A 14,330-nucleotide genomic window follows, 5' to 3' on the forward strand; every position below is an offset into this window, starting at 1 on the left:
GGGGAGTCGGCGCCTCAAAGAGCTGGAAACATCGCCCACTGCCGTAGTCTCAATCTCATGAACGGCGGGGTGCCGTGGTCAGAACGAGGTGAGTGAAATGAGCGATCCATTTGACCTGCAGCGATTTGTCGAGGCGCAAGCGTCAATGCATGAACGCGCATTGGCGGAACTCAAATCCGGGCGCAAACAGTCGCACTGGATGTGGTTCGTCTTCCCGCAGCTGGCCGGCCTGGGCCACAGCGACATGGCCCGGCGGTATGGCATCAGTGGGCGTGAAGAGGCGATCGCTTATGTGCAGCATCCGGTATTGGGAGATCGGCTAGCCCGTTGCTGCGAAGCGTTGCTTCAGTGGGAAGACCGCAGCGCCACGCAGATCATGGGCTCACCGGATGACATGAAGCTGCGATCAAGCATGACGCTGTTTGCAGCGGTCGCGCCGGACACGCCGGTGTTTCAGCAAGTGCTTGAGGCGTTTTTTGATGGCGAGCCAGATGCCGTGACGCTGTCGAAGCTGGGCTGAGGCAGACCTTCACCTGCGCGCTCCTCAGGCCAGCGCGGTGTCCATCACCATCATCAGGCAGAACCCGACCAGCAATCCGAAGCTGGCGATCTTTTCGTGACCATTGCGACGGGATTCGGGGATGATTTCGTGGGTCACCACCAGCAGCATCGCCCCGGCCGCCAACGCCAGTCCCACCGGCAACAGCAACGCGGCCACTTCCACCAGCCAGGCGCAGAGCACCGCGAATACTGGCTCGACCAAACCGGAAGCCGCGCCGATCAGAAACGCCTTGAGCCGCGACATGCCGGCCGACGCCAGAACCAGCGCGATGACCAGCCCTTCCGGCACATCCTGAATGGCGATACCCATCGCCAGGCTGTCGGCGTGGGCCAGACCGCCGCCTGCCGACACCCCCACTGCCATGCCTTCCGGAATGTTGTGGGCAATGATGGCAATCACAAACAGCCAGATGTTCGAAGGGATCGCCGGCTTCCCAGCCACCTCCGACAACTGCGGCCCTCTGGAAACCAGCGTATCCACCAGAAACAAACCCGCCGCCCCGAGCAGTATCCCGAAGCTGACCAACGCTCCGGCGCCCCATGGGGTAAAGCCCAGGTCATGAGCCGCGCCCAGTCCCGGCACGATCAACGAAAAGGCTGTCGCCGCCAGCATGATGCCGGCGCCGAAACCCAGGAGGCCGTCGGACACCGCCACCGGCATGCCACGGATCACCAGCACCGGCACGGCCCCCAACGCGGTGCCCAACGCACAGATGGCACCGCCTTCCAGCGCTCGTAACATTCTGGGCTCAAGCGCCACCCACGAAAGACCCTGGGCCACCAGCAACGCTGTGCCAACGATGACCAGAATCAAGCCCAATGCCAGGCGCAATAACCGCACGCTGCCGAGAGCCAGTATGTCCGAGCGCATAAATCGCCTTATCCGAGTTCTGAGAGTTTTCAGCCGAGTGCTGCTGCGTAGCGCCTGGCAACTTCATCCCAGTTGACGACGTTGTAGAACGCAGCGATGTATTCCGGCCGACGGTTCTGGTAGCGCAGGTAATAAGCGTGCTCCCAGACGTCCAGCCCGAGGATCGGCGTGTTGCCGTTCATGAGAGGACTGTCCTGATTGCCGCTGCTTTCCACCACGAGCTTTTTGTCCGGGGTGACGCTCAGCCAGGCCCAGCCGCTGCCGAAACGTGTCAGCGCCGCCTTGGTGAAGGCATCTTTGAACGCTTCGAATCCGCCCAGTTGCCCGTCGATCGCTGACGCCAGCGCACCGCTTGGCACGCCGCCGCCCTGGGCGCTCATCACTTCCCAGAATAGAGAGTGGTTGGCATGACCGCCGCCCTGATTGATAACCGCCGGGCGCATTTTTTCCGGAAGCTCGGCGACGCTGGCGACCAACCTCTCGATGGGCCACTCGGCGTATTCAGTGCCGTCGACCGCCGCGTTGAGGTTATTGATGTAGGTCTGGTGGTGCTTGCTGTAGTGGATTTCCATGGTCTGAGCATCGATGTGGGGTTCGAGCGCATCGTAGGCATAGGGCAAGGCTGGCAACGTAAAGGGCATGTCAGTGGACTCCGAACGAGAGGGTGCCGGCACGAGCAGCAGGGTGCTGAAGCGCCGAGCGGGAATGTTCGCCATTGCTGTTGAGCAGGCGTTGGGTACGCGGGTACTCGCCGTATTGGCCGACGAAACCCAAGAGTTCGCTGTAGGTTTTATTACTGTGTCGCAGCGCTGCCTGTCGCAGGGCCGGTGTCATTTGCGGGTCTTGAATCACATTCAGCAGGCGCTGATGGACGGTGCAGAGGTATTCTGCGCTCTCCTCCGGCTGCCCCAGACTCAGGTGAAGATCCGCCAGGTTGTGATGAGAAATCACGTACGCCGCCACGGCTTCATCGGCGACGCGCCATCGGTCGAAGAGCACCTGTGCCAGGGCGAGAGCTTGCAGGTACAGCTCGCGCGCATCGATCAGGTCGCCTCGGTTGAAGCAACTGTTACCGCTCAGGATGGTACGTTTCCATTGCTCCATGGCGCAGGTCCTCACGGGTGGCGCCGGCGATCAGATGCCGTCGGCAGGGCGTTTTGCGGATTCGATGGCGCGGGTTCTGCCAGAGGCATCGACGGCAGCAGCGCGCAGTTCGCGAGGCGCCGGGCGAAAGCCTGGACGCGTTGCTGTTGCGCAGCCGACTCGGCGAGCGACTGCATGTCACGCAGCGGACGCCACGCCTGGTCCAGGCACAGACAACGCCAATGCCAGGGCAGCGCGGTGTCGCTGGCGGTGTCGAGCAGCAGGCGGAAGGTGCTTTCACAGATGAGGGATTTGGGCGTGGCGGTAAAGCGCGCCAGATAGCGGCCTTCCGCAAGGTAGTGTTCGATGAGCCGCGGCTCGTCCGGATCCAGCGCGCAACGAATCCGCAGACTCAATGCGCGCCAGTGCTCCAGGTACGGCGACTCGTGCAGAACAGTGCCCATGACCGAGGCCCATTTAACGAATGAGATTCATTATTAAATGAGTTTAAGAATCAGCACAACCCCAGTGATGGTTTGAGTTAACGCGCTGAGCCTGAACGCCCCCATTAAAAAGGCCCGCACCGGGATCGGGGCAGGCCTTGGGATGAAGCGGTCAAACACAGCGAACTTAGCTACCCGCCACCATCATTTTCTCGATCAGCACAGAACCGGTGCGGATGTTGCTGCGCAGCTCCAGATCACTGCCCACGGCGACGATCTGCTTGAACATGTCGCGCATGTTGCCGGCAATGGTCACTTCCTGAACCGGGAACTGGATCTCGCCGTTCTCGACCCAAAAACCCGCCGCGCCGCGAGAATAATCGCCGGTGACCATGTTCAGCCCACTGCCCATCAGTTCCGTGACCAGCAGCCCGCGTCCCATGCGGCGGATCAACGCCGCCTGGTCTTCAGTGCCGTGGCTGACGAACAGGTTATGCACGCCACCTGCGTTCGCGGTGCTCGGCAGGCCCAGTTTGCGGCCTGAATAGGTGCTGAGGATGTAGGAAACCAGATCGCCATTTTCGACAAACGGCTTGGCGTAGGTCGCCAGGCCATCGCCGTCGAACGCGGAGCTGCCCATGGCGCCGACCAAATGCGGCCGCTCGTCGATGGTCATCCATTCGGGGAACAGACGCTGGCCGATGGCGCCTTCGAGGAATGACGACTTGCGGTACAGGTTGCCGCCGGAAATCGCGCCCATAAAACTGCCGAACAGGCCGCCGGCCAGTTCCGCCGAGAACAGCACCGGCACTTCGCAGGTCGGCACCGGCCGTGCGCCCAGTCGGCTCGCCGCGCGTTCAGCAGCTTTCTGGCCAATCAGTGTGGCGTCCATCAACAGCTCGCCACGACGGTTGACGTCATACCAGTAGTCGCGCTGCATCTGCCCCTCGCCTTCGGCGATCATCACGCAGCTCAGGCTGTGGCGGGTCGACGCGTAGCCGCCGATGAAACCGTGACTGTTGCCATACACGCGGCAGCCCTGATGCACGTTCAGCGTGGTGCCGTCAGCGTTCTTGATCCGGCTGTCGGCGTCGAAGGCAGCGGCTTCACAGATCAGCGCGCGTTCGATGGCCTGCTCGGGAGTGATGTCCCAGGGGTGATAAAGATCAAAATCCGGCTGATCTTTCGCCATCAGCGCAGAGTCGGCGAGACCCGAGGCCTCGTCTTCCGACGTGTGCTTGGCGATGGCCAGCGCCGCGGCTACAGTTTCACGAATGGCGTCGGGACCGCTCGCGGAGGTGCTGGCCGAACCCTTGCGGTGGCCCACGTACAAGGTGATACCGAAACCCTGGTCGCGGTTGAATTCGACCGTCTCGACTTCGCGCTGGCGAACCGTGGTGGACAGGCCCTGCTCCAGCGACACGGCGACTTCGCACGCGGTCGCGCCCTGACGCTTGGCTTCAGCGACGATCTGCTCGACCTGCTGCTGCAATGCCGGCAAAGCCTGCGGGCCGACGCTTTCTGATGCACTCATGACGTTCTCCATCAAATTCTGATTTCAGCAGCCGGGCCGGACAACCGGGCCCTGACTGGTTATCATGGCGGCGTTTATTTGCGGACGGCCCCCATGGTTGATTCTTACGACGACTCCTTCGACGGAGAGAAAAGCAAAACCCAAGTCAAACGAGAGCTTCACGCTCTGGTGGAGCTGGGCGAACGCTTGACGACATTCAAGCCCGATGTGCTGGCCAAGCTGCCTCTGACCGACCCTCTGCGTCGGGCACTGGCCGATGCTCCCAAGCACACCGCGCACATTGCGCGCAAACGCCACATCCAATTCATCGGCAAGCTGATGCGCGATCAGGATCTGGATGAAATCCTGGTGCTGCTCGATCAGCTTGACGCCTCTACGCGCCAGTACAACGAGCGCTTTCACAACCTGGAACGCTGGCGTGATCGCCTGGTGACCGGCACTGACGACGTGCTTGAGCAATTCGTCAGTGAATACCCGGACGCCGACCGCCAGCAACTGCGCTCGCTGATCCGTCAGGCTCAGCACGAAGCTGCGCAGAACAAGGCCCCTACCGCGACCCGCAAAATCTTCAAATACATCCGCGAGCTAGACGAAAGCAAACGCGGACTGCGCTAGAACCGCTGCGCCGATTGAGTCACTCAACCGGCGCAAGCCCCCTCGACTCTCAAGCCCCGCCAGTGCCGCCAACGGTGATCGCATCGATCTTCAGCGTGGGCTGACCGACGCCGACCGGAACCGATTGACCGTCTTTGCCGCACGTGCCAACGCCGCTGTCCAGTGACAGATCGTTGCCCACCATCGACACGCGGCTCATGCATTCCGGGCCGTTGCCAATCAGCGTCGCACCTTTGACCGGCGCGGTGATTTTGCCGTCTTCGATCAGATAGGCCTCGCTGGTGGAGAAGACGAACTTGCCGCTGGTGATGTCCACCTGTCCACCGCCGAGGTTGGCGCAGTAGATGCCGCGCTTGACCGAGGCGATGATTTCCGCCGGATCGCTCTGGCCGCCGAGCATGTAGGTGTTGGTCATGCGCGGCATCGGCAGGTGCGCGTAGGATTCGCGACGACCGTTACCCGTACGCGCCACGCCCATCAGCCGTGCGTTGAGCTTGTCTTGCATGTAGCCCTTGAGCACGCCGTTTTCGATCAGCGTGGTGCACTCGGTCGGGGTGCCTTCGTCATCGACGGTGAGAGAACCGCGGCGATCGGCCAGGGTGCCGTCATCGACGATGGTGCAGAGCTTGGACGCGACCATCTCGCCCATGCGGCCGCTGTACGCCGAACTGCCCTTGCGATTGAAGTCGCCTTCAAGGCCGTGGCCGACGGCTTCGTGCAGCAGCACGCCGGACCAGCCCGAGCCCAACACCACCGGCAAGGTGCCCGCCGGGGCCGGAATCGCTTCGAGATTGACCAGCGCCTGACGCAGCGCTTCGCGGGCATAGCCCATGGCACGGTCGTCGCTGAGGAAATAACGGTAATCGGTACGACCGCCGCCGCCATGCCCGCCGCGCTCACGACGGCCGTTCTGCTCGACGATCACACTGACGTTGAAACGCACCAGCGGACGCACGTCGGCGGCAAGACCGCCATCCGTGGAGGCCACAAGAATGCGTTCCCAGACACCGGCCATGCTCACGGTGACCTGCTGAATGCGCGGGTCAAGCGCACGGGTGGCGGCATCGACGCGCTTGAGCAATTCGACTTTCTCGGCGCGGGTCATGACTTCCAGCGGGTTGTCCGGTGCATACAGCTGGGCGACGTCCTGAGTGGTGAACGCTTGAACTTGGCCATTCTGACCCGCACGGGAAATCGAGCGAGCGGCACGGGCCGCCTGGGTCAGTGCTTCAGGGGTGATGGCGTTGCTGTAGGCGAAGCCGGTTTTCTCACCCGATTGCGCGCGGACGCCGACGCCCTGGTCCAGGTTGAAGCTGCCTTCTTTGACGATGCCGTCTTCCAGCGCCCAGGACTCGGAAATCTGCCCCTGAAAATACAGGTCGGCCGCGTCAATGCCGGGGCCGGCCAGCTCGCCGAGCACCGATTGCAGGCTATCGATGCTCAGGCCGCCTGGTGCCAGAAGGTGTTCGCTGACAGAGGACAAGTGGCTCATATTCACTCCGGGGTATTGGCAGGTCGCACGGCGGCCTGCGAAAAAAATCGCCGGTGATTCGATACCGGCATGCGCGTCCGTATGGACGCTTGTTCTACGCTGTCTCGTTCGGCCAGCAGCACGGCTTCACCCTGTGCCTGCTCGGCCATCACGCGGCCCCATGGATCTATGATCGCCGCGTGCCCAAATGTTTCTCTCGGTCCCGGATGAATGCCGCCTTGCGCGGCCGCCAGTACGTAGCACTGGGTTTCGATGGCCCGGGCGCGCAGCAGAATCTCCCAGTGCGCCGCGCCGGTCACCGCGGTGAAGGCAGACGGCGCGCTGATCAATTCAGCCCCCGCTTCCCGCAGCGCAGTGTACAGCTCGGGAAAACGCAGGTCGTAACACACCGAAAGCCCCAGACGCCCAACGGGTGTGTCGGCCACCACCACGTTGTTGCCATGGGCATAATCGTCGGATTCCCGGTAGCGCCCTCTCGCATCAGCGACATCGACGTCGAACAAATGCAGCTTGTCGTAACGCGCGACTTGCCGGCCCTGGTCGTCGACCAGCAGCGAGCATGCGGTGACTTTGCCATCAGGCTGGCCTTCAGGGGGCAGCGGCAATGTCCCGGCCACTATCCATAATGTGAGGTCGCGAGCAGCCAGTTTCAACCATGGCAGGATCGGTCCTTCACCAAGGGCCTCGGCGCGGCCGATGGCAGCGACATCACGACGGCCCATGGCAGCGAAGTTTTCCGGGAGCACTGCCAGCTTCGCACCCGACGCTGCGGCCTGTTCCAGCAACCTGCGCGCCTGGGCCAGATTGCCGAGCACATCGCTCTGGCTGACCATCTGAATGACTGCAAAGGACATAAGCGCTCCCTGATCGATAGAACTGCACTCTACTCCACGCACCGATGATTGGGCTTGTTCAACACGCTGATTTCAACTTAGTGGGACCGGCTTTAGCCGGGAAAGCGTCGGATGTCACACCGCAGAATTCAGGGTGATGGCACCGGCCTCTTCCCGGCTAAAGCCGGTCCTACGCACCGCGCGCACCTGTAGGACTGGCTTTAGCCGGGAAGGCGTCAGGCGTCACACCACAAAATCGTCGGCATCCAAACGGGCCTCTTCCCGGCTGAAGCCTGTCCTCCGCACCGCGCGCACCCTGTGGGACTGGCTTTAGCCGGGAACGCGTCAGGCGCCACACCACAAAACTGTCGGCGTTCAAACCGGCCTCTTCCCGGCTGAAGCCGGTCCTACACACGGCGCCCACCTTGTGGGACCGGCTTTAGCCGGGAAAGCGTCGGGTGTCACACCACAAAATTGAGGGCGCCAACACCGGCCTCTTCCCGGCTAAAGCCGGTCCTACGCACCGCGCGCACCTGTAGGACTGGCTTTAGCCGGGAACGCGTCAGGCATCACGCCACAGATTCAGTTGCCTGGCGTCATCCTTCACTGCCGCTTCTCGAACGGTTTGTCGAAGGTGATCTTGGGTTCTTTCCATGGCCCTTCAACCTTGTACTGCACGCTGGCGAAGCGCGATACGCGATCCCCGAGCAGCTTGTCGACGAGAAACAACGCGCCGCCGATTGCTGGCGCGCCGACGATCAACGCGGCAATCGGCAGGTTGTTGGTCACCGGCAGCGTGACCAACAGCTTGGCGTCGACGCGGTCGCGGACCATGTCCAGCGTGCCGTCGAGCTCCAGATTGGTGGACGGGCCGGTCATGGTGATCGGATCGCGAGTGACGTAGACACCATCGCTCGCCACCAACAGCCCCTTCACCTTGTCGTAGCTCAGGCCCTTGCCCAGCAGGTCGGAGAAGTCCAGGCGCAGACGCCGGCCAATCGAATTGAAGTTCAGCAGGCCGAACACCCGCAACGCCTGCGCGCCGCCCTCGACCTCAACGAACTGGCCATTCTTCAGCGTCGCATCCAGGCTGCCGGAGTAACGCTTCAAGCCTACCCACGCGGGCGAGCCCGGCCAGCGACCGTCAGCGTTCAGCTCGAATTCCTGACTGGTAACGGTGGGCGCGAAACCCCAGGCTTTCAGCACGTCAGCGAGATTCTTGCCGCTCACCTGGCCCTTGAACCAACTGCTGGTCGTCCCCGGCGTACCTTCCCAGCCGCCGTTGCCCAGCAGCGCGATGCCCTTGAGGCCCAGATTCATGTCGGCCATCTGGATGCCGTTCGGCGTCGGGCGGACCTTGAGCGACCACGCGCCCATCAATTGATCGCCCTGAAACAGCTGGGTGATCTTGATGTTCAGCGCAGGGATCTTGCGCGGGTCCACGTCCGCCAACGGGTCCGGCGCGTTTTCAACGACCGCCGCGGTCGGGTCCGGCGCCGGCAAGCGCACATACAGCAGGCTGATGTCGATGGGCGCAGTCTTGCTGTCCGGCAACGTTGCCGTGCCTTTCACCTTCGAGCTGTCCAGCGACAGGGCCCATGCGGCGCTGCTGCGTTGAAGCTGAACCCCCACCTGCTCCAGGGTCGTGCCCATCGCGGTCAGCTTGCCGATCTGCAAATCGACGCTGTTGAGTAATTGCTTGGCGCTGCCGCCCGGGTCATTGCCAGCGTAGCGCTCAGCCATGGCTTGCCAGGGCGCGATGTCCAGTTCCGGCAACGAGCCGCGAACGCGCAGGCCCTTGCTGTCCGGCACGATCGCCCCGCCTTCACCGAGGAACAGCTCGCCACGCCCGTCACCAAACGCGCCCGGCGGTGATGCGAACGCGAGGTTAGCGATGTTGCCGTAGCCGACGTCAATGCGCCGCTCCGGACCTTGCAGGTTCATACGGAAATCAGTGTCGCGCGTCTCATCAAAGGTTTTGCCGAACGGCGCTGGCAGATCGACCGCCAGCCCTTTCAGGTTGGAGTTGATCTGCAGCTGACTGGCGTTGCCGCTTAACGTCAACTGCAGCTGATAGGGCAGATCTCCCGAGATCGGCAGCGGCTGCGTGACGCCCAGCCAATCGGTCAGGCGTTTGCTGGCGATCTGGCTACTGGCGGTGATGCGCGTCACCGGCGCCCCCGGCTTGCCTTCGGCAAAAATCTCGGCGTTCACCGGCTTGTCGAACGCGACGGCCTTGATGTTCTTGCCGCTCAAGCCTTTGGTGTAATCGAATCGGAAGTCGCCGCGCAGTTGCGTCAGCTCCAGCACCGGATCGGCGAGCTTGAGCCGCGCGCTGTCGGTACTGAAATCCATCACGACCTTGGGGTCCTGCCCCTTGACCAGCGGAATATCCAGATTGAGATGCCCCTGCAACGGCCCTTCCGCCTGCCAGCCCGCAAAGGTCTGGGCGGTGCCGATCGGCGCTTCCTGAAGAATCTTCATACCGTCCTGGAGGCTGCCTTTCAGATCTGTATCCACCAACAGATGGCTGGACTGGCCCGCCGGCACGTGGGGAATGTCCACATCGACGTTGCTGACTTGAGTGTTCAGCAATTGACCTTTGTTGGCACGAATGCGCACGCCGCTGTTTTCGACAAAGACGTCCCCGTCGACATTGTTCAGCTGCGGCCATCCCGGCTGGAAGGCCAGGCTCGCGTTGCGCACCTTGAAGAACAGGCTGATGACCCGGGCCACATCAGGCGCGTCCTTGTTGATCGAGCCTTGGTACTGGAAGAAACCCTGATCGACGTTGCCCCCCAGAATCGCGGTGCGCAGCCACTGATCGAGGGCCGGGCTGAGCACGGCGGGCAAATACTTGGAGGTGTAGCGACCGTCGCCGTCGACCAGCCCGACGCGCAGGTCCATGTAGTCTTCCTGGCTGTGATCGAAGTGCAGGCGGATCAGGAAATCACTGGCAATACTGCCCTCCTCCCCCTCGACCTTGATGTACGGCGCAATCAGCGTGAAGCCCTGATCGTCCAGCGACCAGGTCAGCTTCGCATTGGCATGCAGGTACTTCCATTCGTTACGGAAGATCGGGTCCAGGTGCAGCATAAAATCGTCGGTGTCGAGGCGCAGTTCGCCCTGGCCGAGATCACCGCTGATGGCACCGCTGACGTTCCCCGCCGCCGGCGCACCGTGGTAGGCGTTGAAGCCGACCTTGTCCAGATTGGCGGCGAAGCTCACTCGCTTGGGCGGCTCGGCCTGCGGTCGGTAATCGACCAGCACGTTGCGCAGCCCGCCGGTGACTTTCAGGCGGTCGACCGCCACCATGACCTTGTCGGGCAACGGCGCCAGTGAGTCGAGCAGCGGCGTGATCGGCGTCAGATCAAGCCGGTCAGCCTGAACGTGCCACAGTTCTTCGGCGTCGGCCGTCGCGGCGGTCTGCTGCAGATGAACGTGGCTTTCCCAACGCTTGCTGTTCAGGTCCATCGCCAGCGGGTCGAGCGTGGCGCTAAAGCCTTTTTCGTCGCGCTGAAACCAGGCATTGAGGGCAAGATTATCGATGCTTGCAGGTTTGCGGTCGGCGTACGCGCCTTTGAACTGCGGCGCATTCAGGCGCGCAACCGCGCTCTGAAGATTGCCTTTACCCCAGTTCAGCCACAACTCACCGCCGGCCTTGAGCTTCTGAATCTTCCAGTCGCGGGTCAGGCTCTTCGGCAGCCACTTCGACCAGTCGCTTTGCGGCAAGCTCAAGTAGGCCTCGGCCTTGCCGTCGCGCCATTCGTGGGCGCGCACGGTGGAGCGGACATTCAGCGACAACGGCTGGCCGTCAGGCAGGTTCAGGCGGGCGTCGAGGCGCTGATGCAGACTGCCGGTCTTCAGCGTCAGGCTCACGTAGGTCAGCGTCAGAGGCGAGTGGTCATACGGCTGCAAGGTGATCTGGCTGTCGAACAGCGACAGCTGCGAAACCATCTGCATCTGGTTGAGGATTTTCTCGGGATCGACAATCTGATCGGGCTGCACCGGAAGCCCTTGCAGTGCCCAGTGGCCGTTCTGGTCTTCTTTCAGGCCGATCTGCAGGCCGTCCAGCTCAAGCCGTTCGAGGCGAACTTCACGGGTCCTCACGCTGGCGAGCAGGTCCGGCATGGCTCGCACATGATCGAGCCGAACGGCGTTGCCGCCTTCACCGATCATCACGTCACGCGCAACGAAGACAGGGGCGAAGGCGCTCCAGCTGCCTTCCAGGCGGCCAATGCTTACAGGCATGCCCAGCGCGGCCTGCGCCTTGGCTTCGACGTCGGCGCGGTATTCGGCCACCATCGGCACCAGCTGCCGTCCGACGCTCACGTACAGCGCAACCAGCACCACGACGAGGGCGCACAGGCTCAGCCCCCAACGGGTCAGCACAGCCAGAAAGCGGGTCAGACGCTCCATGTCGCAGCGCCTCCGCAAAAACTGCCTGCAAGTGGAATCCGGCCCAATCGTGCAGGTGCGGGTACGTCCAGGTTGTGCTCAATCGCCACGCGGTGTTCTCTTTGGACGGCATCCGTTCCGTCTGCCTCAAGGGCACTGTTTTCTGTCTTCAACGGCACCGCCACTCGGCAGCGCGGCGCATCACGCACTCTCAGAGCAGCACGACGTCATATTGTTCCTGGGAGTACATGGTCTCGACCTGGAAACGAATGGTCCTGCCGATGAACACCTCCAGCTCGGCCACGTTGCCGGATTCTTCGTCGAGCAGCCGGTCGACCACTTTCTGATTGGCCAGCACGCGATAACCCACTGCTTGATAAGCGCGGGCTTCGCGCAGAATCTCACGGAATATCTCGTAGCAGATGGTCTCCGGTGTCTTCAGCTTGCCACGGCCCTGACAACTGCTGCATGGCTCGCAGAGCACTTGCTCCAGACTTTCCCGGGTGCGCTTGCGGGTCATCTGCACCAGACCCAGTTCGGTGATGCCGATGATGTTGGTTTTGGCGTGATCGCGCTCGAGTTGTTTTTCGAGGGTTCGCAGCACCTGACGCTGGTGCTCGGCGTCTTCCATGTCGATGAAATCGATGATGATGATGCCGCCGATGTTGCGCAGCCGCAGCTGCCGGGCAATGGCCGTCGCTGCTTCAAGATTGGTCTTGAAAATGGTCTCTTCGAGGTTGCGATGGCCAACAAACGCGCCGGTGTTGACGTCGATGGTGGTCATGGCTTCGGCAGGATCGATCACCAGGTAGCCGCCGGACTTGAGGGGCACCTTGCGGTCCAGCGCCCGCTGAATTTCGTCCTCGACGCCATACAGGTCGAAGATCGGCCGTTCGCCGGGGTAATGCTCAAGGCGGTCGGCGATTTCCGGCATCAGCTCGGCGACGAACTGGGTGGTCTTCTGGAAGGTTTCCCGTGAATCGATGCGAATCTTTTCGGTGCGCGGGCTGACCAGATCGCGCAACGTGCGCAGCGCCAGACCCAGGTCTTCGTAGATCACGCTGGCCGGACTGATGGTTTTGATCTGCTCGCCAATCTGGTCCCACAGCCTGCGCAGGTAGCGGATGTCCATCATGATCTCGTCGGCGCCCGCCCCTTCGGCAGCAGTGCGCAGGATGAAACCGCCCTTCTCCTTGATCCCTTCCTTGGCGACGCAATCGCTGACCACTTGTTTCAGGCGTTCGCGCTCGGCTTCGTCTTCGATTTTCAGAGAAATGCCGACATGGGCCGTGCGCGGCATGTAGACGAGATAGCGGGACGGGATCGACAGTTGAGTCGTCAACCGCGCGCCCTTGCTGCCGATCGGGTCTTTGGTGACCTGCACGACAAGACTCTGTCCGTCGTGGACCAGCGAGCTAATGGTCTCCACGGCCGGGCCTTCGCGCATGGAGATTTCCGATGCATGAATGAACGCCGCGCGGTCCAGGCCGATGTCGATGAACGCCGCCTGCATGCCAGGCAGCACGCGCACGACCTTGCCCTTGTAGATATTGCCCACGATCCCGCGACGTTGAGTGCGTTCGACGTGCACCTCTTGCAACACCCCGTTCTCAACGACGGCCACGCGCGATTCCATCGGCGTGATGTTGATCAGAATCTCTTCACTCATGACTTGTCACCTTCCGGGCGTTGCCAACAGGGTATGCCGAAACGCTGGAGGATTTCTGCGGTTTCGCACAAGGGCAGGCCAACCACGGCGGAATAACTGCCACTGAGGTTTTCCACGAACACCGCGCCAAGCCCTTGAATGCCATAGCCGCCGGCCTTGTCGCACGGCTCGCCGCTGGCCCAGTAGCGGCGGGCCTCATCTTCCGGGATCTCACGGAAACGGACACGGCTGGTGACAGTTCGCGTTTCGCAGCGCTCTTCGTGGACCACGGCGACGGCGGTCAGGACTTCGTGTTCCCGGTTCGAAAGTGCGGCGAGCATCGCCAGCGCCTCGGCTTCGTCCGCCGGTTTGCCGAGGATGCGGCCATCGAGGACCACGGCGGTGTCGGCACCGAGGACGCAGGCGGTCGGGTACGCAGGATCGTTGGCGAGCTGCAGCAGCCCGGCGTCCGCCTTGCCACGAGCCAGTCGCAGGACGTAAGCGGCTGGGGTTTCGTCAGCCAGGGGGGTTTCGTCGATATCGGCGCTCAGTGTCGTGAACGGTACGCCAATCTGGGTCAGCAACTCACGACGGCGCGGGGAGCCGGAGGCAAGAAGAAGTTGGGGCATGGGACGTCTCCGTGTCGTTGATCACAAGCGTAGCCTTGGTGCATGCCGCTAACGTGATGGTGGTCACACCGGCCTCTTCCCGGCTGAAGCCGGTCCCACTAAAAACAGATCGCGCACTCAGACCCGGTCTCACTGATGCGACGCGTACTTGTAGGACCGGCTTTAGCCGGGAAAGCGTCAGGTGTCACACCGCAGAACTGATGGCGCCCATACCGGCCCCTTC

12 protein-coding genes are annotated in these 14,330 nt (G+C 62.3%); 2 read left to right on the forward strand and 10 right to left on the reverse strand.

Translation table 11 applies throughout. The features are described from left to right. The first annotated feature begins 97 nt into the window (after positions 1-97). Positions 98-520 (forward strand): DUF1810 domain-containing protein, encoded by a 423-nt coding sequence (locus AC0Z8Z_RS08925; RefSeq protein WP_122534985.1) that lies wholly within the window; start codon positions 98-100, stop codon positions 518-520. A 24-nt stretch (positions 521-544) separates the two neighbouring features. On the opposite strand, the gene AC0Z8Z_RS08930 is transcribed toward AC0Z8Z_RS08925, so the two are convergent. From AC0Z8Z_RS08930 to pmbA, 5 genes are all read right to left on the reverse strand, one after another. Further along, complete coding sequence (locus tag AC0Z8Z_RS08930) at positions 545-1,432, reverse strand: ZIP family metal transporter (protein ID WP_485618844.1); 888 nt, start codon at positions 1,430-1,432, stop codon at positions 545-547. A gap of 29 nt (positions 1,433-1,461) precedes the next feature. Then, positions 1,462-2,073, reverse strand: coding sequence for a superoxide dismutase (locus AC0Z8Z_RS08935; RefSeq protein WP_205484698.1), 612 nt, complete (start codon positions 2,071-2,073; stop codon positions 1,462-1,464). Between the two features lies 1 nt (position 2,074). Next, positions 2,075-2,536, reverse strand: a complete 462-nt coding sequence (locus AC0Z8Z_RS08940; protein ID WP_485618845.1) for a hypothetical protein — start codon at positions 2,534-2,536, stop codon at positions 2,075-2,077. A gap of 11 nt (positions 2,537-2,547) precedes the next feature. Continuing rightward, entirely contained in the window at positions 2,548-2,979 is a 432-nt protein-coding gene (locus tag AC0Z8Z_RS08945) for a FagA protein (protein WP_485618846.1), read from the reverse strand. A gap of 166 nt (positions 2,980-3,145) precedes the next feature. Continuing rightward, a complete protein-coding gene (pmbA, locus tag AC0Z8Z_RS08950; protein ID WP_485618847.1) occupies positions 3,146-4,492 on the reverse strand; it encodes a metalloprotease PmbA in 1,347 nt (448 codons plus the stop codon). A 93-nt stretch (positions 4,493-4,585) separates the two neighbouring features. Between pmbA and yjgA the strand changes: the two genes are divergently transcribed. Continuing rightward, entirely contained in the window at positions 4,586-5,107 is a 522-nt protein-coding gene (gene yjgA, locus AC0Z8Z_RS08955; protein ID WP_065990105.1) for a ribosome biogenesis factor YjgA, read from the forward strand. Between the two features lie 49 nt (positions 5,108-5,156). Here yjgA and tldD read toward each other — a convergent pair whose 3' ends face one another. The 5 genes from tldD to AC0Z8Z_RS08980 all read right to left on the reverse strand — a co-directional run bounded on the left by tldD (position 5,157) and on the right by AC0Z8Z_RS08980 (position 14,107). Further along, positions 5,157-6,599, reverse strand: a complete 1,443-nt coding sequence (gene tldD, locus AC0Z8Z_RS08960; protein WP_122623286.1) for a metalloprotease TldD — start codon at positions 6,597-6,599, stop codon at positions 5,157-5,159. Between the two features lie 2 nt (positions 6,600-6,601). Further along, positions 6,602-7,453, reverse strand: a complete 852-nt coding sequence (locus tag AC0Z8Z_RS08965) for a carbon-nitrogen hydrolase family protein (protein WP_485618848.1) — start codon at positions 7,451-7,453, stop codon at positions 6,602-6,604. 582 nt (positions 7,454-8,035) lie between these two features. Further along, positions 8,036-11,851: a YhdP family protein gene (locus AC0Z8Z_RS08970; protein WP_485618849.1), complete on the reverse strand. Its 3,816-nt coding sequence runs from the start codon at positions 11,849-11,851 to the stop codon at positions 8,036-8,038. 190 nt (positions 11,852-12,041) lie between these two features. After that, positions 12,042-13,499 (reverse strand): ribonuclease G, encoded by a 1,458-nt coding sequence (gene rng, locus AC0Z8Z_RS08975; protein ID WP_037012596.1) that lies wholly within the window; start codon positions 13,497-13,499, stop codon positions 12,042-12,044. Then, positions 13,496-14,107 carry a Maf family protein gene (locus AC0Z8Z_RS08980; protein ID WP_122623284.1) on the reverse strand — a complete coding sequence of 204 codons (612 nt, stop codon included), beginning with the start codon at positions 14,105-14,107 and terminating at the stop codon, positions 13,496-13,498. Before AC0Z8Z_RS08980 ends, rng begins: the two co-directional genes overlap by 4 nt. Between the last annotated feature and the right edge of the window lie 223 nt (positions 14,108-14,330).

It is taken from the genome of Pseudomonas sp. 1L-C-7-B-C1, from assembly GCF_057291635.1.

Bases quoted from the DNA above. Each gene is read 5' to 3' on its own strand.
- AC0Z8Z_RS08965 (WP_485618848.1), bottom strand. From the start codon at position 7,453: ATGTCCTTTGCAGTCATTCAGATGGTCAGCCAGAGCGATGTGCTCGGC.
- AC0Z8Z_RS08980 (WP_122623284.1), bottom strand. From the start codon at position 14,107: ATGCCCCAACTTCTTCTTGCCTCCGGCTCCCCGCGCCGTCGTGAGTTG.
- pmbA (WP_485618847.1), bottom strand. From the start codon at position 4,492: ATGAGTGCATCAGAAAGCGTCGGCCCGCAGGCTTTGCCGGCATTGCAG.
- AC0Z8Z_RS08930 (WP_485618844.1), bottom strand. From the start codon at position 1,432: ATGCGCTCGGACATACTGGCTCTCGGCAGCGTGCGGTTATTGCGCCTG.
- AC0Z8Z_RS08945 (WP_485618846.1), bottom strand. From the start codon at position 2,979: ATGGGCACTGTTCTGCACGAGTCGCCGTACCTGGAGCACTGGCGCGCA.
- AC0Z8Z_RS08940 (WP_485618845.1), bottom strand. From the start codon at position 2,536: ATGGAGCAATGGAAACGTACCATCCTGAGCGGTAACAGTTGCTTCAAC.
- AC0Z8Z_RS08935 (WP_205484698.1), bottom strand. From the start codon at position 2,073: ATGCCCTTTACGTTGCCAGCCTTGCCCTATGCCTACGATGCGCTCGAA.
- tldD (WP_122623286.1), bottom strand. From the start codon at position 6,599: ATGAGCCACTTGTCCTCTGTCAGCGAACACCTTCTGGCACCAGGCGGC.
- AC0Z8Z_RS08970 (WP_485618849.1), bottom strand. From the start codon at position 11,851: ATGGAGCGTCTGACCCGCTTTCTGGCTGTGCTGACCCGTTGGGGGCTG.
- yjgA (WP_065990105.1), top strand. From the start codon at position 4,586: ATGGTTGATTCTTACGACGACTCCTTCGACGGAGAGAAAAGCAAAACC.
- AC0Z8Z_RS08925 (WP_122534985.1), top strand. From the start codon at position 98: ATGAGCGATCCATTTGACCTGCAGCGATTTGTCGAGGCGCAAGCGTCA.
- rng (WP_037012596.1), bottom strand. From the start codon at position 13,499: ATGAGTGAAGAGATTCTGATCAACATCACGCCGATGGAATCGCGCGTG.